A 20462-nucleotide genomic window follows, 5' to 3' on the forward strand; every position below is an offset into this window, starting at 1 on the left:
TAATCCTCTGGTTAGGCTGAGTGATTTTATACAATAAAACTGTAGCGAAGCCTTGGACCAGAATGGAATAAATAGAAAAAAAGAGATATTGAATCAAGTTCGGCATAACATGCTCGTGGACACCCCGAGTATTATAAACCCGGAACGTCACTCTGCACTTGATGCGGAATCTAATAAGTTGTTATCGAACATTATGCTAAATGCTGAATCAAATTCAGCATGACATAAGTTAATCTTAGATCTCAAAATCCAATCTAATAAAATTTATAAAAATCCTGTATTCATCTACCATTTTGTAAGAGATTATTATTTGTTATACGTTTTTTAAATCTGCCACTTCCGAATGTTACAAGAAAAAGCTTTTGAGGTTTATGAAAAAAGCTCTTGTACTTTTCTAAAAAAGCTCTTGAGGTTTTTATAAAAAGCTTTTGAGCTTTTTTCTTGATGATGCGTATAATCAAAAGCCATTATGCGCATCTTTTCCCTAGAACATCCGTATAAATGTAATTGTAGTAACTTAAGTGAAGGTTTTTCGTTTTAAGCATGTTTCATTTTCATCTGTAAGCTCCATTTGAAGTATCGTTAAAAGCTTTGCGGATGCTGAATTCAGTTCAGCATGACATACGCTTTGCTTGTATGGTTGATATCATAACAAAATTAGCTAGTCTTATTTTCTTTCGATATTTCAATACATTTTTCTCTAACGAGAAAAAATCTTTATCTGACAGAAAAACTCTACATTCCCACTAATTACTAACTACCAAATACCTACTACCATCCCCCCTATACCCAACACCAATTAAAAACTGTGAACTGAGAACCTTGATCAAACAAAATCATCTCATACAAATTCCTCCTTTCAAATTCCTACTACTAATCTAAACTAAATCACTATCTTTGAACTACTAACCTAACCATCTTGATTTGAAAAGAATTCTACACATCAGTAATGATGATAAATTCTTATGCTTGGGAAAAAAGATATTTGAATCTGTTCCTGAATTAGAAAATGAATACTGGGTGATAGCTGACAAAGCAGAAATACAACATATTCATTTTGAGCATAGAGTTTTTTATCCACTCAAGGAGAACTCAGACGATTTATATCTCAAATTAAATTCCTATGATTTAATTTGTATACATTTTTTAAACCCTCGTTTATATCCCTTAATTAAATCTAGAAAAATAAAAACCAAAATACTTTGGATAGGATGGGGAGGCGATTATTATTGGCTTATTAACACTCATAATAGATTTAATCTTTACTTACCAGAAACCACAAAATTCATTTATAATTCAAAATGGATTGCAAAATTACAGCCTGTATTGAAGCAACTCAAAAAAGTTAAAGGTAAAATGAAATTACCCACATTAAACGGAGTGGATTATTTCGCACCCGTCAACAAGTCAGAATATGATATAATTTTGAAGAACCATCCCAATTTTAGACCGCAATTTGTTGATTGGAATTATGGTTATATTAATCAAGATATTATCAACTATTACGCTAGTTTAAAAAGATCGGGCAATAAAATTATGATTGGTAATAGCTCTACCCCGACGAATAATCATTTAGATGTATTCAAAGAACTTGAACACGTTCTAGAAAATGAATCATTGATAGTACCCCTAAATTATGGGAACAAGACTTATGCAAAAAACCTAAAACTCACTTTAAGTAAGCAATATAATCTTAATTTGGAGTTTATGGATGATTTAATGAGTTTAGAAGATTTCAATCAATTATTATTGGAATGTAAATCTCTGATTATTGGAAGTTCCAGGCAGCAAGCTATGGGAACAATTATTACTGCACTGTATATTGGAGTCAATGTATTTTTATTTAAAAGTAGTTTAAACTATAAATTTTTTAATAATTTAGGTTTAAATTTCCTTAGTATTGAGGAGTTGAAGGAAAATCCTGAACTAATCAATCGAGAATTAAATTCAGAGCAAATAGAAAAAAATAGAAAAATTATTAACGAAATTTGGTCTTTAGAAAGAAATGCCAACACAATCAAAGAATTACTACATAAAATATAGATGAGAATTACATTAGTAGCAGGTGCACGTCCTAATTTCATTAAAATTGCACCTATCATCGCTGAAATAAATCGTGTAAAAGCACTTGGGAGTGATATTAATTATCGTTTGGTGCATACAGGACAGCACTATGATGATGCTATGAGTGGTCAATTTTTTAGGGATTTAGAAATTCCTCTACCTGATGTAAACTTGAATTGTGGAGGCGGTTCTCAAGCAGAGCAAACCGCACAAATCCTTATAGCTTTTGAAAAGGAACTTATCGAAAACCCTGCAGATTTAGTTTTAGTAGTCGGCGATGTAACCTCAACGATGGCCTGTAGTATTACGGCTAAAAAACTGAATACAAAGGTAGCCCATGTAGAGGCTGGAATTCGATCTGGAGATATGAAAATGCCTGAGGAAATTAATCGAATTGTTACCGATTCTATAAGTGACTATTTCTTTACTACTTCCCAACTAGCAGGTAAAAACCTCCTACAAATTGGTAAGTCTCAACAGCAAATATTCTTTGTAGGGAACGTGATGATTGATACCTTGTTAAAGTTTAAATCAAAATTTAAAGCACCACAAGTATATAACCAACATAAGTTAACCCATAGAGAATATTTGGTTCTTACCTTACACCGCCCTTCCAACGTAGATGAGGCCGATGCTCTAAGAAGGCAACTAGACTTTATATGTGAACAAGCCTATAACTTCCCAATTGTATTCCCTATTCACCCAAGGACTCAGCAACAACTTGACTTAACTTTCTTACCCAAAAATCTTATTATTACTTCACCCCTAGGATATTTAGAATTTAATTATTTGATTCAAAACTCATTAGGTGTTCTAACAGATTCTGGAGGTATTACCGAAGAAACGAGTATTATGAACATCCCTTGTATTACTCTTAGAGAAAATACAGAACGACCTGAAACCATAGAATTCGGAACCAATGTATTGGTGGGTAAAGATTCAGAGAAACTAAAGTATTATATGCAAAAAATGCTTTCAAATCAATGGAAACAATCTCAAGGCATTGAACTTTGGGACGGGAAAACATCTGAGAGAATTATTAAAGTAATTACTAATACTTTTATAAGTTAAATTTTACTAATCAAGTTGTTAGAACATCTAAGCATTGATTAAGATGAACAAGTTAAATAAATAAAATCACTAGCACTATAAACTTATGTCGTTAATCTCTTTATTGTAACTCATTCAAAACCTTAACGTAAGACTTTGCACTCTCCTCAATAGAAAAATACTTAATACCAGCTTGCCTAAGGCTTTCTTTATCTACCTCAAGGTTTTCGGCAAACTCTACAGCCTTAGAAATAGCATTTTTATCTGAATGGTCAAAAATAAAGTTACCTGGAATCTGCCTAAGAATATCTTCTGAATCACCTATACCTTTAGACGCAATACTAGGTAATCCCATTAATAAGTATTCTCCTAACTTAATAGGTGCAACACCTTGCATACTATAAGTCGGCTGTCGCAATGCAAAAGCTAGATCTGAAGCGCTTAAATAGTTTGGAACCTCACTAAATGCCACACTTTTTATGGTGCATAAATCCTTTAAATCCTCATTTATATGGTTTTTAGCAAATTCTATGTTCCCCGTCAAAATTAGAAATCTAGAATTAGAATTATTTTTATGATATAAGGAGAAAATCTCCATCATTTCATCCCAGCCATATTGAGGGCCTAGCGATCCACAATAAACCCAAAGCTTTGCATTAGCTTCAACGCCTAATTCTTTTCTGATTTCAGCTCTTTTTAATGAATTAAATTTAAAATGCTCAATATTTCTTCCATTGCTTACCACAGAAAATTTAGATCTATTCTTCTCGCCAATAGTGTTCACATGAATATCAATAGCTTTTTGTGAACGTGTAATAACAGCATCTGAATTATTTAAGAGTTTGGTTTCTGCACTCTTTAATATCTTATACATCAAACTTTTCTTGGATAAACCAGAGAAATCTACTCTTTCATCAATGGCCAAACCATCAGCATCAAAAATAACTTTTACACCTTTGTTGCTTAATCGATTAATCATCATAGCCGGAAAAGTTGAACGAGGCATTAAAACATCAATTCCATGTTGACGAATAAATTGATTAATGATTTTTGGAGCATTAAAGACAGTAAACATACTGCCTAAACTAGCGACAGGTTTTCTATGAATTTTAGAGGAAACATATTTTATATTATTTTGTTCCGCAGCTGACTTAATTTTATCTAATTTTTCTTTTTCTGCCCAGGTAAATTGAAGCACATGAAATTCATAATCCGATTGTTTTTGAATTTCAGAAAATATAGGAAAAAATAATCCTTCCATATAACTCGTCTGCGGTCCATCCCAAGAAATAAATAAAACTTTTTTCATATCAACCCCTTCTTTTTAGCTAATTCTAAGTAAAGGTTTTCAACATTCTTAACGTAAATATCTTCTGTGTAATTTTCCATCGCACGTTTATATCCAGACTCTCCCATTTTCTGTCTTAATTCTTTATTATTGATTAAGCTTTCTAGTTTCTCTGCGATTTCTAGCACATTATATCTCTCAACTAAAAATCCAGTTTTACCATCTTCTACTATATATTTCATTCCTCCCACTCTAGAAGCCACAATGGGTAGTTTATTAAGCATGGCCTCTGCTAAAACTAAACCAAAGCCTTCCCTTGATGAAACTAGAGAAAAAATATTCATGATAGAGTAGTATAATGAAATATCCTCTTGAAATCCAACAAATATTACATTTTCTTCAACATTGAGATCCTTAGCTAAGTTCTTATAATTATCCATTTCATCCCCCTCTCCAAGAAGTAATAATTTTACCTTATTGAATTTTTTTCTCAATAATGACAAGGACTTAATCAAATCAGAAAATCTTTTATTTTCATCAGATAACATTCTTCCAGCTGTTCCTATAACAATTTCCCCCTCCTCTATACCCAATGACTTTCTCAGTTTAAATTTTTCTTCAGAAGAAACCACTCTTGGTAATGCTACTCCATTATTAATCAATTTAATCTTTCGGTTTGGTGCCAGGGAGTATCTGGTTAAGTACTTCACCGTTGCTGGCGATACTCCGACCACTTGATCTGCTAGATAACAAATTAACTTTAATAATAAGTTTCCACGCCATGACCGATTGTCTGGATAAGAAGTCTCTTCTGCGATTATAATGGGAACATTCTTAATAAAACCGTTAAATGAGGCCATAATATTTCCTTCGAAAACAGCTCCATGTATAATATCAGGTTGATAACTATCAATTATCTTCTGAACTTCCAAATGTATCTTTACATCAAAAGGTCCCTTCAGTAAGCCAACGGGCAATACCTCTACCCCTTCTTTCTCTATTTTTTCATATAAAGAATGCTTTACTTGCGTGCAAATAATCTTTTGCTCAAATCTTTCTTTTGAAAGGCATCGGGCAAGAGAATATCTTCTTCTTTCTACTCCACCTGCACCAAGAGTCTCTTGAATATGTAAAATTTTTATTTTTTCCATTTTGAATATAGGCAAATCCAGAATAAAACTTCAACTAGTAAGATTGTAATAAAACCTATATTAATTTCAGCTTCAATTAGAAATTATTAGTTGTAAAGCTTCATCAAATTTTGAATATGACTTTCCAATGAATAATTTTGCTTAATATGAAGTTTGGCTTTCTTAGCTACTAATTCCCGCTCTTCTTTATCTAATTCTATTATCTTCACTAATGTAGCAAATAAATCATCATCGTCATCAACATTCACCAACCATCCATTAACTCCTGGTGTAATTATTTCCTCAGCAGATCCAGACTTGGTTGAAACAGAAGGAATTCCACTATACATAGCCTCAATCAAAGAATTAGAAAAACCTTCTGTAAATGAATTAATTACATAAACATCACTTTCTAGCAAAAATGGGTACGGATCGGTTTGAAAGCCCAAAAATTTAACCTTATCCTCTAATTTTAATTCCTTAGCTAAAGCTTTAAGTTTAATCTCTTCTTTCCCACTCCCAACGATATGATAACACACATTAAAACCTTTGTTTAAAAGCCGGCGTAGCACTCTTAATGTACCTTCTATGTTTTTCACATGTTCTAGTCGTGAAACTGAAATAATTATAAATTCTTCGTACTTACTTTTAGGTTGCGGTAAATCTTTTAAAATAATGGGATTAGCAATAAGTTTTAACTTTTCATTTGACACCTTATTCATATTTGCCAAATATTTCAAAACAGGTTGTGAATTCCCGACTACATAATCCACCCTTTTATAAAGAGTCGAAAATATAATTTTGCTCAACTTGCCTTGACCGGGTATTCCTATTTCCTCTGCAATAATCCTAGGAACTCCAGCTAAATTGGCAGCAATAATTCCAAAGAAATTAGCCTCTGCTCCAGACGTGTGAACCACATCTGGCTTATGTGATTTAAAAAAACGATATAAGGAATAGACCGTGGCTGGATTAGGGATTTTATAGGAAAGATTAAGACAGTGTACCTGTTTACCCTTCTCTAATATTTCCTTCTCCGCTTGGCCACCCTTATTAATCGCACAAAATACCCACTCATTTGAATCCTCTACTGAGGCAACGTTTGTAAGACGCTTCTCCACCCCTCCAAAATCTAAAAAAGTAGTTAACCTAATAATCTTCATGCCTTAGACTTTATATGGTAATCTATAGCATAGGCATATGATTTTTCTAAATCAGAACGTTCCTCAATGCATTCCCATTGATTTTCTTTATTAATGTAATATCTATCTGATCCAATTAGAGTTAAGGGACCAAAAGCAACTCCTTGATATTCGAACAAATAACAATTATTATCAATATCAATTCCTATATCTAAAGACACAAATGGAGTTTTCAGTTTATTAACAATATTTTCTGCATAATCTAGAACTTCCCGTGGGGCTTCCACCCACTCAAATTTACCACTACCACTAGCTCTAAAATCATTTTCTCTTATCCCTCTTCTTAAAACATAATATTTATCTCCAAAAACAAGTACCTTATAATCACAGTTTAAACCTGGAATGAATTCTTGCGTAACAATTTGAGTTCTCTTTTGAAAGCTATCAATAAAGTTTTGTTCCAATAAATTAGATATCGGTTTTAAACCATGATCACCTTTGAAGTTATTAAACTTATTTATTCGATAAGCTATGCTGTCTTTGATACTTTTAGTCTTTAATTTGCTCTGAAACTTTAAAAGCTCTTCTTCATTATTTATTAACTGTACTCCACTTGAAAGAGCTCCTTCATTTAATTTCAAAACAAAAGGAAAACTCATTTTATTCTTATCCTTAATAAGATCATTTATATCACCGTAATATTTCCCTCTAACTCGTTGAATTTCACATATCATTTTTAAATACTCTTGAAAACCTTTGTTCTCTAGAGACCTAACCTGCTCATAATTTGGAAGCAAATGAATATCAGGTCGTATAACAGTAATTAAATGAATTGTATCTTGAATATATTGGAGATAAGATTTATTATAACTTCCTGAATAAAACAATGAACTATTATGAGGTATATTATTCAAATTCTCCACTATCTCTCTGAATGAAACTAATTCAACCTCATGATTATAAACTTCAATTAGTTCTTTTTTAATCGCTTCAGAATCCAATCCCATCCAAATTCTACCTGACATATAATGTTCAAATAAAGGGGAAATAATAATTTTACTCATAGGTATTTTGGTTTAATAAACATTAGTTACAAAAGGCATATATACATAATGTTTATTTATTATTTCAAATTTAGCACTAATTATTTTATAATTAAAACATCGTTTAAAAATCTCATGAAGAATAGTATCAATTCAAATTACAATAAATTTATTACCCTATGGATTTTATCACCAAAAGCAATTAATATTATCCTACTTCGGTATGTTGAATAAAAATGACTAAATGTTTTACGAAATTTAAATATAAACCGGCATTTCAAAAAAATAACCCAACAATTTTAAAAGCACCAGTGATAAAATTTTATTTTAACATCTAATTAACTATATTTGAAATAAAACTCAATATATGTTAGTAGTAGGCGCTAAAGGTTTTGCAAAGGAAGTACTTAACATCTTATTACTTAAAAATGAGATGAAGGATTTGGTCTTTTTTGATGATGTCAATCAAGATGGACCCGATTTTCTATTCGACCAATTTCCAATTTTAAAGTCTATAGAAGAGGCGAAAAACTATTTTAAGACCATAGATAATAGATTTACTCTAGGAGTTGGCTTTCCGCAAGTTAGATATAAATTATATCATAAATTCATTGAATTGGGAGTTAATCCCTACACCTTAATCTCACCTAATTCTGACCTGGGTGATTTCGAGGTTAAAATATCTGATGGAGTAAGCATAGCTTATCATTGTGCTATTTCTAATTCGGTTAGTATTGGTAAAGGAAGTTTTATAAATGCAAAAACTATCATTGGACATGATTCCCGTATAGGTGAATTTTGCGAAATTTGTCCGTCTGTAAATATCGCAGGCCATATAGATATTGGAGACTACACCTTTATTGGTACAGGGGCCATAATCTATCCTAATGTAAAAATTGGCTCCAATGTCGCCATTACCGCAGGAAGTGTTGTTAGAAAAAATGTGCCTGATAACTCAATTGTTCATGGCTTTCCAGCTAAAATTATAGGAAAGAAACCAGGGTTTAAAACCTAAATCATTATTGAACATTCTACTAAAAATAATATATTGACATTCATAGGTTTAAGCAAAAATTTACGGCAATCTATTTAAAACTTTTAAATTCATAAGAATTCAACTTAAATTTGGAAGTTTATTAATTCAAGCTTTAATTTAATATATTTGCAAATAACCTCTAACGATTAACTTATGAAAGGTATTATTTTGGCTGGTGGTTCAGGCACTCGCTTACATCCTTTAACTCTCGCTGTTTCTAAACAGCTCCTACCTATATATGACAAACCGATGATTTATTATCCATTATCGGTATTGATGTTATCTGGAATAAAAGATATTTTAATCATTTCCACCCCACACGATTTACCTAATTTCCAAAAACTTTTTGGTGATGGTTCTCAATTGGGACTACATATAGAATACAAAGAACAACCTAGTCCTGATGGTTTAGCACAAGCCTTTATTTTAGGAGAGGAGTTTATTGGAGATGATGACGTATGTTTAGTTCTTGGTGACAATATATTTTATGGCGCTGGACTATCAAAAAAACTACAAAGTGCCGTTCAAACTGTTAAAGAAGAAAATAAAGCTGTTGTCTTTGGCTATCAAGTTCTAGATCCTGAAAGGTATGGAGTTGCCGAAGTAGATAAAGAAGGTAATGTTATCTCCATAGAAGAAAAACCTATCCAGCCTAAATCTGATTATGCGGTTGTGGGATTGTATTATTATCCCAATTCAGTGGTACAAATCGCGAAAAACGTAAAACCATCTGAGCGTGGGGAGTTAGAAATTACTTCTGTGAATTCAGCCTATCTGACTCAAAAAAATTTAAAGTTAGAACTTTTAAGCCGAGGCTATGCATGGCTAGATACCGGTACTCATCAATCATTAACTGAGGCTACAGAATTTGTAAAGGCCGTAGAGCATAGAACAGGCTTGAAGATTGCCGCCATTGAAGAGATTGCATACAAAATGGGGTACATCAGTCTCGAGCAACTCAAAGAGAATGCCAAGGCTATAGAAAAAAGTGGTTATGGGCAGTACTTGTTAAACTTATAAACCCATGTCATTAAAGAAAAAAGCATTTCAAGGTTTTATATGGACGGGAATAGAAAACTTTGGGACTGTTGGGATATCTTTTATAGTACAAATTTTCTTAGCTCGATTAATTTCTCCCGAAGAATTTGGATTATTAGGTCTTATTGTAATTTTTAACGCAATTGGTGTAACAATTACTGAATCTGGTTTATCGCAATCTGTTATTCGTCTCCAAAAGCCAACTGAGGATGATTATTTCATTTTATTTGTATTTAATTCATTCATATCAATTTTCATTTATTTTATAATTTTTTTTAGCGCTCCTTATATAAGTAACTTCTATAACATCCCCATTTTAGAGTCATTAATTAAAGTATATGCATTGATAATCCCCATCTTGGCATTAAATATTGTACAACGAACTAAATTAACTAAAGATTTAAACTTTAAGCTTCAAGCTACGATTCAAATACCATCAATAATCATCTCTTCCATTATAGGCCTAACATTAGGCTATTTAAATTATGGTGTATGGGCGCTAATAGTTATGCAATTATCCCAAGCAATTTTATTGACTATTCAATTTTGGGTTCGCTCTGGCTATGTTCCAAATGGTAGATTAATTAAAAAAAAGGTTTTGTTTCACTTAGATTTTGGTTATAAACTATTGTTTAGCGGACTGATAAATACAATCTACAGTAATATCTATCCTGCTGTAATAGGGAAATTTAATTCTACAACAGAAGTGGGATATTTCTCTCGTGCATCTACTTTTAAAAATGTCCCTATTAGTATAATTTCATCCGTATTCGGAAAGGTAACTTATCCATTATTAGCGGAAATACAAAATGAACCAAAAAGATTGGTAGAAACCTACAGAAGATTACTTAGAATAATGTTGTTAGTGGTGACACCTATAATGTGTATATTGTTTTTAATTGCCGAACCACTTATTATCCTATTAATTACAGATAAGTGGCTACCTATGGCACCTTATTTTAAGTGGCTTTGTATGAGCGGAATATTATTTCCCATGCACAGTTACTACTTAAATGCTATTAAAATAAAGGGTAGAAGTGACTTATTCTTAAGAGCAGAAATAATTAAAAAGATTTTAGGTGGAACAATTTTATTTATTAGTGCTTCGATGGGAATAATGGCAATTATATATGGTATTTTAATATCTAGTATTTTAGGATTATTCGTTAATCAATATTATTGTAGAAAAGTAATGGATTACTCCCTATTTAATCAAAATTTAGATGGGATTAGAATTATTTTCCCGAGTTTAATAGTTATGATATTTACTTTATTTATAAAAAATAAAATTTATTTTAATATTAATAATATATTTGAGATAATTTTATCTGTATCTACTTTTTTAACTTTATATATGATTAGCCAATATATCGTAAATAGAAATTCTATTAATGAATTCAAGTTCTTAACGCAAATGATAAAAAAATAATTCATGATCAACGTTACCAAAACTTATCTTCCCCCAATGGAAGAATACACTTCTTATCTACAGCGTGCTTATGATAAGGTATGGCTGACCAATCGTGGTGAATTGGTGAAAGAGTTAGAAGATAAACTTAAATCCTTTTTAGGTGTTAACCACCTAACTTTAACGACCAATGGTACCTTACCAATTCAAATTGCTATTAAAGCTTTAGATTTAAAAGGGGAAATCATCACGACGCCATTTTCTTATGTGGCTACTACTTCGGCCATTGCTTGGGAAAACTGCACCCCTGTATTTGTTGATATAGAGGAAGATTATTTAACCATTGACCCAACAAAAATAGAAGAAGCTATTACCGACAAAACATCGGCTATTTTAGCTACACACGTGTTTGGAAATCCATGTGATGTGGAAGCTATTGAAGCCATTGCAAACAAACATAATTTAAAAGTTATTTATGATGCAGCTCATTGTTTTGGGGTAAATTATAAAGGTCAAAGTATATTTAACTATGGGGATGTAAGCACCTGCTCTTTTCATGCAACTAAAATTTTCCACACAGGTGAAGGAGGCTGTTTTATAACTAATGATTCAGAGTTACATCATAAACTATTCTATCATCATAATTTTGGGCATAAAACTCCAACCAGCTTTCATGGCGTAGGTACGAATGCAAAAATGAGTGAATTACAAGCTGCTATGGGCTTAGCTGTTTTTGATCATATAAATGAGATTATTGAACATCGTAAAAAAGCAGTTGAAAAATATGATGAACTTTTAGATCAAACTTCTCTAAAAAGATTAAAGATAAGACCTGGAACTGAATGGAATTACCACTATTATCCAATTATTTTTAACTCTGAGGAGCAACTGTTAAAAGTAATGGAAGCTATGAATTCTGAAAATATTTTCCCTAGAAGATATTTCTATCCTAGCTTAAATACACTTAATTATGTGAATAGAAATGAAATGGAAATCTCGGAGTCAATTGCAAAAAGAATTTTATGCCTTCCTCTTTCAGCTGAAATTTCATATTCTGAAATAGAATTAATTGCTGGTTTTCTAAAACCTTAAACATTTTGAAAAAAAAGATTTTAATCCTAGGCGGCTCATATGCTCAATTACCTTTTATTAAAGAGGCTAAAGCAAGGAATTATTATATAATTTTAATAGACTATCTGGAAAACAACCCGGGTCAAGAATTTGCTGATGAATACTATAGTTTAAGCACTACCGATAAAAATGCGGTTTTAAAATTAGCTATAAAAATTAAACCTGATATTATCTATTCCTATGCGTCAGATCCAGCAGCTCCTACCGTAGCTTATGTTGCCAATAAATTAGGCTTAAAATATGCTAACAATCCAACCTCTGTGGATATTTTAGGGGAAAAAAATAAATTCAAGGAATTTTTAAGATTAAATAATTTCAATGTCCCTAATTTTATTACTATTAATCTAGATAGTGATAATATTGATAAATTAGAGGTTTTAGATTTGCCTTTTATCATAAAGCCTACGGATTCATCTGGAAGTAAAGGAGTTAACCTGATAACAAGTTATGAGGAAATTAAAAAAGCTGTAAAACACGCTCAATCATTTAGTAGAAATAATATCTTGATTGCAGAGGAATACATTGATACAAATTGGCAACAAATTCATGGAGATATGTTCATAGAAAACGGCGAAATTATTTTCAGCCATTTAGGAGATCATCACTTCGATATAAATCAAAATTCATTTGTCCCCTTTTCAACATCTTGGCCCTCTAAATATTCCAATAAACTTATAGAAAAAGTTAATTCTGAAGTTCAAAAAGTCTTAAACCTTTTAGAATACAAGAATGGCCCTATTAATGTAGAAGCTCGAATAAAAAATGAAAAAGTTTATATAATGGAATTAGGACCTAGAAATGGTGGAAATTTTGTTCCCATAATTTCAAAAATATCCACTGAATTTGATATGATTGAGGGCTTATTTAATCAATTTGAAGGCATTACTAATACAGTTCCCTCAACTACGACAAAACCATCATGCTATTACGTACTGCGTTCTTTTAAACCTGGGCTTTTAAAAAAAATAAATATATCAAAGGAATTGGATGCGAAAATTGAAAAATCATATATTTATAAAAAGGTAGGTGAGCAAATTAATTCATTTTCAGGAGCAAATGAAGCCATAGGGGTTTTTCTGATGACCTTCGATAATATAAAAGAAATGAACAACTTTTATGAGAAGGACTCGGATTTAATATCAATTGAATTAGATTAATATGAATGAAATTGGAGGCTTTTTTGGATTAGAGCTATCTTCGGGTAATGAATATCATAAAGGTGCTATTAGACTAAACACCGGAAGAAATGCATTTGAGTATATTTTAAAGGCAAAAAATTACAGTAAAGTGTATATGCCCTACTTCACTTGTAGCGTTATGTTAGAACCTATACATAAACTAGACTTGGATATTGAGTTCTATCATGTTGATGCCGAATTTTACCCAAAATTTAACTTTGATAAAGTACAAGACAAGGAGGTTTTTCTTTACACTAATTATTTTGGCATATGCGATCACTTAGTTGAACGCGTAATGAAAAAGGTTATTAATTTAATTGTAGATAATTCACAAGCTTTCTATTCAAAACCAATTAATGGTATCGATACTTTTTATTCGGCAAGAAAGTTTTTTGGCGTACCTGATGGGGCCTATCTTTACACAGAAACTCTACTTGATCAAGAGCTTGAACAAGATACTTCCATTAATAGGTTTGAACATTTAATTGGTAGAGTAGAAACTAATGCAAAATCGTACTATTCCAAATTTAAAGAAAGTGATAACTCATTAAAAAACCAACCTATCAAAACAATGTCTATAATAACACAGAAAATTTTAGACTCCTTAAATTATAAGAAAATAGCCAACGTACGTAGACAAAATTTTGAATTCTTTGAAAATATTTTAAAAGAATCAAATATGCTTAATTTTGATTTAAGTAAGGATAGCGTTCCAATGATATATCCCTATTTCGTAGATGAAGGCTACAGATTAAAAAATAAACTTATAGAAGAGAACATTTTTGTTGCAACTTATTGGCCTAATGTATTAAAATGGACCACGCCTGATACATTTGAATTCAATTTAACTCAAAACTTACTTTCTTTACCAATAGATCAAAGGTATGACTCAACAGAATTACTGCAAATTAAAAAAAATCTAAAAGAATGATAATCGAAAAACCCTATATAGATGTTAGAGAAAATGAAACTTACCTAATCGCGAATATTATCGACGAGGTAAACAACCTTGAAAAAGAAATTTATGATCTTGCTATTGACACTCAATTTAGTTTTCCAAATGAGGTTAAGACTAAAATACAAAAATATAAGTTGAAAGAGATATATATTGGTCTTAAAATAAGGCTTTATAACCTTATCAAAAGCAATTAAATATTTACATATGAAAAAGATAATTATTATTGGAGGAAAAGGGACCCCCGTGGTAATCGCTGAACAAATTCAAAATGCAATAGATAAATTCCAAATGGATTTGGAAATACTTGGTTTTGCATTTGATGATGAATCTTTTGGAAAAGAAATTAATGGTTATCCAATATTAGAAAAGACTTACAATGTATATGAAAAATATAAGGATCATAAAGATGTTTATTTTATCTTCTCTCTCTACCGTAGTGATGTGATTAAAGAACGTATTGCTTTACGCAACAGCTATGGTATTCCTTTAGATCGATATATTAATTTTATTCATCCCTTAGCGACAGTTGCCCAAAGTGCCAAATTAGGATACGGAAATATTATCTTAGCAAATGTTGTTATCAACCCAAATGTGATTTTAGGTAATTTCAACACTTTTAATTCGAATGCTCTAGTTGGACACGATACTATAATGGGTAATAGTAACTTTTTGGCTGGACATTCAATTATTGGAAGTAATCTAAAAATAGGTAACGGTAATTTTTTTGGATTAAATTCTTCCTCCAAAAATTTTGTAGAAATTAAAGACTATAACATAATTGGTATGGCAGCAAATGTCGTAAAGGATGTTGAGTCTAATCAGATCTTAATAGGCAATCCTGCAAAACCTTTAAAATAAACTTACAAATAAAATATCGTTAATGCTTAATTTCAAATAATTCACAATTGCATATGGATACTTTTTTCTTTATACCTGCGTCTAAACATCACAAAATTGATGATATATTAAAATTGGGTGTTGAACATATAATTATTGATTTTGAGGATTCAGTATTAGAAAAAGACAGATTATTATTATTTGAAGAAATCAAAACTCATCCTCTTTTTAAAAGTTTTTGGTACAGGATTCCATTTAGAAGCGATTTCAAAGACACTATTGATTTAACCTTCCTAAAGCTATTTCAAGATAATGAAATAGCAAATTTCGTTTTCCCAAAATTAAAAGACCTTGAAGAAGTAATTAGCATTAATAATTTTAATCTACATAAAACATCATGTATATTATTAGTTGAACATCCTAGATTATTATTTGATTTAGAACAAATTCTGAGGAGTAATCTTGATAAATTGGAAATTACGGGTATAGGATTAGGCTCACATGATTTAACAAGTGTTATGAACACTTTAAATAATGAGCGTGTATTAAATTACCCTAAATCATACCTTTCTTATTTATCCAAAGCTTTTGGTATTATTAATATCGATGTTGCATCCATGGAGTTAAAAGATTTCACTAAATTTAGTGAAGAATTAGAAATAGCACATGAATTTGCATGTGAAGCTAAGTTTTTAATTCATCCAATTCAATTGGAATGGATGAAGTCTATCTCATCCAAGTCTCAGATTGAAATAGAGTGGGCAGAAACTATCATTAATGCGCTTCCTCAGAATGTCAATCCAGAAGAAATTGAACCATTCGTGCTTCAAGGTAAAATTATAGAAAAAATGCATATAATAAATGCGTTAAATACGTTAAAAGAAAATAAAGATGGAAAGTAAATTTGGTAATTATTTAGAGGACTTTAATGTGGGTGATACTATTCAGCATGCGTTATCAAAAACCATATTCGAAAGCGACAATAACCTTTTTAGTTTATTGACGATGAACCATCATCCTGTACATCTAAATAATGATTTTGTGAAAGGCCACCAGCATGGTCAAATCTTAGTTGTTGGTACTTTAGTTTTCAGTTTAGCCGTAGGAATTACAGTCGGTGATATCAGTGGTAAAGCTATTGCTAATTTAGAGTACGAATCTATTAAACACTTAAATCCTGTATTTATTAATGATACAATATATGTGAGAACAAAAATATTGGACAAAAGAGAATCTAAATCTAAAAGTGATAGAGGGATAATTTATGTTGAAAGCATTGCATACAATCAAGACGGAATTGACGTATTAAGTTTTCGTCGAAAAGTACTTATACCTAAAAAACCATAAACTATGAAAAATCAACTTTTTAGAAGCCTATTATTTGTTCCTAGTCATAATGAAAAACTAATGACAAGTGCATCGAATTCCGATGCAGATATATTATTATTAGATATAGAAGATTCTGTTCAACCAACTTCCAATAAAGAAGTTGCTAGAAATACAGTGTTAAAATACCTAAAGGAAGGACATTTTGAAAATAAGATTCTATTTCCAAGGATTAATGATAGAGAAAGTGGTCAATTGCTGAAAGATGTTTTAGCTCTCACCACTGACGGAATAGCTGGCTTTATGTATCCTAAAGCTAAAAAAGGTGAAGACATCTACTTTTTTGACAAGCTTCTAGAAACCGTCGAATACGAAAAAGGAATCGAAAAAGGAACATTTAAAATTATCCCTCTTATAGAAACAGCATCAGCTGTGTTAAATGTAGAGGAGATTTGTAGAGCCTCTTCTCGAGTAGTTGCAATTGCTTTTGGCTCAGAGGATTTCATTACTGATTTAGAAGGGATTCATGATTATGAACACACTAGTCTTTCAACTCCTAGAGCAATAATAGCCATGGGTGCTCGTGCTGCTGGAGTCATTCCGATTGATACAGTTCATATTAGGGTTCATGATTTGGAAGATTTAGAAAAAAACCTAATCATATCTAAGAATTTAGGTTTCGAAGGTATGTTAGTTTTACACCCCAAGGAACTCCCATTAGTTCATCAATACTTTTCGCCTTCCATTCAAGAAGTTAATGATGCTAAAGAAATGCTTAAATTAGCAGAAGAAGCTGAAAAGTCAGGGGTTGGTGTTGCGATTAAAAATGGTAAGTTTATAGGCCCACCAATGATAAAAAACGCACAAAAGATTTTATATAAACACAAGCTAATTGAGGATAAAGAATCCTAAGAATACATAAATACATGGTCAACTTAAAAGAACCAATAGCAATATCAGAACAAAATTGGGATGATAACATATCTCCTTTGGTTAGTATTCAATGTATAACTTATAATCATGAAAAGTACATAAAAGATGCTATCGAGGGATTTCTTATGCAAAAAACAAATTTTCCAGTAGAAATTCTTATTCATGACGACGCCTCAACCGATAGAACTGCTGAAATAATTAGGGAATATGAATTGAGGTATCCTAATTTATTTAAGCCTATATATCAAGTAGAGAATCAGTATTCGAAGAAAAAAGGAGTTATAACTCGTATTCAAAATGAAAGAGCTAAAGGAAAATATATTGCTAAATGTGAAGGTGATGATTATTGGACAGACCCATTAAAATTGCAAAAGCAGGTTGCTTTTCTCGAAGAAAATCCAGAATATGTATTATCATGTCATAATTACCAAATTCTTGATTTTGACGGAAAAAGTCTCAGAAAAGAATACGAGCATAAATTCGTGAATAATAAGGAATCAATAGATATCGATGAAGAAGTGTTCTTAAATCATTGGATTACTAAAACGTTAAGCGTTGTTTTAATAAATGATCCTAAAATATTTAATGAAAATTCAAAAATAAAAAATCAGCGAGATTTAACTTTGTTCTATACCTTTATAAAAAATGGTAAAGGGATTTTTCATAATTTTTATGGAGGAGTTTACAGAAAACAGAAAGGAGGAGTTCACTCATCTAATTCTGCCTTACAAGCTGAAAAGGAAACTTTAAAAATTTTAGAGGAATTAAATTTCATTTATAATACTAAAGCATTGCAAAAGAAAATTCAATTTGTAAAGCGAAATATTATATATTATAATTTTAAAAGTTCAGACTCTAAGTCGATACCTTTAAGAGAGATAAGAAATTTAAAAATTTCATTAAAAGAAAAATTTATATTATTGGGTATTTTAATATATAACAAACTTAAAATCTAAAATACTTAAAATTTTAAAGTTCTTTCATTTTAGTTTATTCAAAATAGATACAAAAATCTAACGAATATCTTCATTTACAAACGAAGCTGTAATATATTTTCAAAAACTCAGATCTTATAATATAGAAAAAGCATTTGGATGCCTTTAAGAATAACCTTTATTTATAAAAAACCTATTTTCAATCGATAAAATAAAAATCAGATCCCATAAATTACTCAGATAAAAATTATATTAAATTATATAATAAAATTGACTTTTTCTAAATTTTCACTGATGAAATTCGAAGATTAGACAACTTTATCTGTTTTCCTTTAAGCATTTTGTTAAACTTTAATTAATAAAACTTATACGCTTTTAAAAGTTTAGGTAATGCAATTAAAAGGTTGTAAAATCCTATATTTGTTTTTTAAACATACTAATCAATGAAAAACAAAGTTTTAATTACAGGTGGAGCAGGATTTATCGGCTCTAATTTAGCATTAAGATTAATCGATAAGGGATATGAAATTACAGTTTTAGACAATCTATCACCACAAATCCATGGTGAAGATCAAAACTCTAGTTTATATAACTCCATTAAAGACAAAGTTACTTTCATTCAAGGTGATGTTAGGTATAGAGAAGATTGGGAAAAAGCCTTAAAAGGCCAGCATAAAGTAATTCATTTGGCTGCTGAAACTGGTACAGGTCAGTCTATGTATGACGTTCAAAAATATATTGATGTCAATTGTTATGGAACGGGTATCTTTTTAGGTGATACTACTATCGAAAATGGCGCTGAGATTTCCGCAAACAGTGTAGTAAAAAGATTTGTTCAAGAAACTCTACATTTGGAGGAAACCCAGCTAAAATAATTAAACAATTCTAAAATGAACATAATCATCTCCCCTATTTTTCAAAACTTTTTTTCTGGTCGCATTTGGATGGGACTAGACTTTATGGAAATAAAAAAAGAGTTAGAATCTAAATATCAAGCTAAGGTTCAAGTAATTCCACTTAAAGACATAAAAAGATCTTTAAACGATATACCTGAAGGTGCTGTACTTTTTTATTCTTCTGTATATAATCCAGAATATTTAAAATTCATTCAAGATAGTATTACATATATTTCTTTGAAAAGACCTGACATCATATTAATGCCCAACCAACATCAATTAAATGCCTTAGAAAATAAAGGTTACCAAGAATTATATAAAGATTTGATAGGAATTGAAAAGGTACATGGAGAATATTTTGGTGATATCGATGACCTTCTATCCATTGAGAATTCTTTAGACTACCCATTCGTTTTAAAAAAGAATATGGGAGCTTTATCAAGTGGTGTTCAATTAATAAAGTCTAAAAATGAATTAATAAACTTTCGAGAAAGAGAAAAGAAAAGAAGCTTAAAAGAAAGAATTGCCTTCAAAATCAATAAAAGAAATAGCTTCAAAAAGGACAGTAACTTAAATCCTCATTTGGACTTATTAGAAGAAAATTTCCAAGATGTTTTCTCAAAAAGGACACCAGTGGTTGTACAAGAGTTTATCCCTGATTTAGATTGTGATTATAAAATTTTAATTTTTGGAGATAAATATTATACATTTAGAAGAGAAACTAGAAATAATGATTTTAGGGCAAGTGGTAGCGGAAAGTTTTCTTTTATTGCACCACCATTGAGCGTATTAGATTATGCTAGAGAGATTAATGATAAATTTAAAGTTCCATTTATTTCTATTGATATCGGAATAGATAAGAATGGAGAATGTTATTTATTTGAATTTCAAGGAACAGCTTTCGGCCCTATTGGCGTTACGCAATCAAAATTTCATCTAAAATATGTTTCAAACGAATGGATTAAAGTTGAAGAAAGTCCTAATTTAGAAAAAGCTTACGCATATGCAATACATCATTTCGTAAATTCTAATAAAAAAAATGAAAATCCTTAGACTTTCTACATTTTTA

20 protein-coding genes are annotated in these 20462 nt (G+C 30.8%); 16 read left to right on the forward strand and 4 right to left on the reverse strand.

What is annotated here, in order from left to right; all coding sequences use genetic code 11:
• Positions 1 to 969: 969 nt before the first annotated feature.
• Positions 970 to 2043, forward strand: a complete 1074-nt coding sequence (locus NLM59_RS02940) for a TDP-N-acetylfucosamine:lipid II N-acetylfucosaminyltransferase (protein ID WP_304416250.1) — start codon at positions 970 to 972, stop codon at positions 2041 to 2043.
• Positions 2044 to 3135: a non-hydrolyzing UDP-N-acetylglucosamine 2-epimerase gene (gene wecB, locus NLM59_RS02945; RefSeq protein ID WP_304416251.1), complete on the forward strand. Its 1092-nt coding sequence runs from the start codon at positions 2044 to 2046 to the stop codon at positions 3133 to 3135. It abuts the gene before it with no gap.
• Positions 3136 to 3235: 100 nt separating this feature from the next.
• Here the strand turns inward: wecB and NLM59_RS02950 are convergent, their stop codons facing one another.
• The 4 genes from NLM59_RS02950 to NLM59_RS02965 all read right to left on the reverse strand — a co-directional run bounded on the left by NLM59_RS02950 (position 3236) and on the right by NLM59_RS02965 (position 7738).
• Entirely contained in the window at positions 3236 to 4423 is a 1188-nt protein-coding gene (locus tag NLM59_RS02950; protein ID WP_304416252.1) for a glycosyltransferase, read from the reverse strand.
• Entirely contained in the window at positions 4420 to 5553 is a 1134-nt protein-coding gene (locus NLM59_RS02955) for a glycosyltransferase family 4 protein (protein WP_304416253.1), read from the reverse strand. Before NLM59_RS02955 ends, NLM59_RS02950 begins: the two co-directional genes overlap by 4 nt.
• 86 nt (positions 5554 to 5639) lie before the next feature.
• Entirely contained in the window at positions 5640 to 6695 is a 1056-nt protein-coding gene (locus NLM59_RS02960; protein ID WP_304416254.1) for a glycosyltransferase, read from the reverse strand.
• Positions 6692 to 7738, reverse strand: a complete 1047-nt coding sequence (locus tag NLM59_RS02965) for a hypothetical protein (protein WP_304416255.1) — start codon at positions 7736 to 7738, stop codon at positions 6692 to 6694. Before NLM59_RS02965 ends, NLM59_RS02960 begins: the two co-directional genes overlap by 4 nt.
• 346 nt (positions 7739 to 8084) lie before the next feature.
• On the opposite strand from NLM59_RS02965, the gene NLM59_RS02970 reads away from it, so the two are divergent.
• The 14 genes from NLM59_RS02970 to NLM59_RS03035 all read left to right on the forward strand — a co-directional run bounded on the left by NLM59_RS02970 (position 8085) and on the right by NLM59_RS03035 (position 20446).
• On the forward strand, positions 8085 to 8732 hold the full coding sequence (locus tag NLM59_RS02970; protein ID WP_304416256.1) for an acetyltransferase: 648 nt from the start codon (positions 8085 to 8087) through the stop codon (positions 8730 to 8732).
• 174 nt (positions 8733 to 8906) lie between these two features.
• Positions 8907 to 9773 (forward strand): glucose-1-phosphate thymidylyltransferase RfbA, encoded by an 867-nt coding sequence (gene rfbA / locus NLM59_RS02975; RefSeq protein WP_304416257.1) that lies wholly within the window; start codon positions 8907 to 8909, stop codon positions 9771 to 9773.
• A 4-nt stretch (positions 9774 to 9777) separates the two neighbouring features.
• A complete protein-coding gene (locus tag NLM59_RS02980; protein ID WP_304416258.1) occupies positions 9778 to 11220 on the forward strand; it encodes a lipopolysaccharide biosynthesis protein in 1443 nt (480 codons plus the stop codon).
• 3 nt (positions 11221 to 11223) lie between these two features.
• Positions 11224 to 12291 carry a DegT/DnrJ/EryC1/StrS family aminotransferase gene (locus NLM59_RS02985; protein WP_304416259.1) on the forward strand — a complete coding sequence of 356 codons (1068 nt, stop codon included), beginning with the start codon at positions 11224 to 11226 and terminating at the stop codon, positions 12289 to 12291.
• A gap of 5 nt (positions 12292 to 12296) precedes the next feature.
• The gene (locus NLM59_RS02990) at positions 12297 to 13487 is read left to right on the forward strand and encodes an ATP-grasp domain-containing protein (protein ID WP_304416260.1); all 1191 of its coding nucleotides are present in this window, start codon (positions 12297 to 12299) and stop codon (positions 13485 to 13487) included.
• Position 13488: 1 nt separating this feature from the next.
• Positions 13489 to 14439, forward strand: coding sequence for a hypothetical protein (locus tag NLM59_RS02995; RefSeq protein WP_304416261.1), 951 nt, complete (start codon positions 13489 to 13491; stop codon positions 14437 to 14439).
• Entirely contained in the window at positions 14436 to 14660 is a 225-nt protein-coding gene (locus NLM59_RS03000) for a hypothetical protein (protein ID WP_304416262.1), read from the forward strand. Before NLM59_RS02995 ends, NLM59_RS03000 begins: the two co-directional genes overlap by 4 nt.
• Positions 14661 to 14670: 10 nt before the next feature.
• On the forward strand, positions 14671 to 15324 hold the full coding sequence (locus tag NLM59_RS03005; protein ID WP_304416263.1) for an LbetaH domain-containing protein: 654 nt from the start codon (positions 14671 to 14673) through the stop codon (positions 15322 to 15324).
• A gap of 53 nt (positions 15325 to 15377) precedes the next feature.
• A complete protein-coding gene (locus tag NLM59_RS03010; protein ID WP_304416264.1) occupies positions 15378 to 16205 on the forward strand; it encodes an aldolase/citrate lyase family protein in 828 nt (275 codons plus the stop codon).
• Positions 16195 to 16650: a MaoC family dehydratase gene (locus NLM59_RS03015; RefSeq protein ID WP_304416265.1), complete on the forward strand. Its 456-nt coding sequence runs from the start codon at positions 16195 to 16197 to the stop codon at positions 16648 to 16650. The genes NLM59_RS03010 and NLM59_RS03015 overlap by 11 nt, the downstream gene beginning before the upstream one ends.
• Before the next feature lie 3 nt (positions 16651 to 16653).
• Complete coding sequence (locus tag NLM59_RS03020; RefSeq protein ID WP_304416266.1) at positions 16654 to 17541, forward strand: HpcH/HpaI aldolase/citrate lyase family protein; 888 nt, start codon at positions 16654 to 16656, stop codon at positions 17539 to 17541.
• Positions 17542 to 17555: 14 nt separating this feature from the next.
• Positions 17556 to 18518: a glycosyltransferase family 2 protein gene (locus NLM59_RS03025; RefSeq protein WP_304416267.1), complete on the forward strand. Its 963-nt coding sequence runs from the start codon at positions 17556 to 17558 to the stop codon at positions 18516 to 18518.
• Positions 18519 to 18940: 422 nt separating this feature from the next.
• Positions 18941 to 19372: an SDR family NAD(P)-dependent oxidoreductase gene (locus tag NLM59_RS03030; protein WP_304416268.1), complete on the forward strand. Its 432-nt coding sequence runs from the start codon at positions 18941 to 18943 to the stop codon at positions 19370 to 19372.
• 15 nt (positions 19373 to 19387) lie between these two features.
• The gene (locus NLM59_RS03035) at positions 19388 to 20446 is read left to right on the forward strand and encodes an ATP-grasp domain-containing protein (RefSeq protein WP_304416269.1); all 1059 of its coding nucleotides are present in this window, start codon (positions 19388 to 19390) and stop codon (positions 20444 to 20446) included.
• The last annotated feature ends 16 nt before the right edge of the window (positions 20447 to 20462 follow it).

Origin of the sequence: Profundicola chukchiensis, assembly GCF_029664245.1 — a bacterium.
GTDB classification, from domain to species: Bacteria; Bacteroidota; Bacteroidia; order Flavobacteriales; family Weeksellaceae; genus Profundicola; species Profundicola chukchiensis.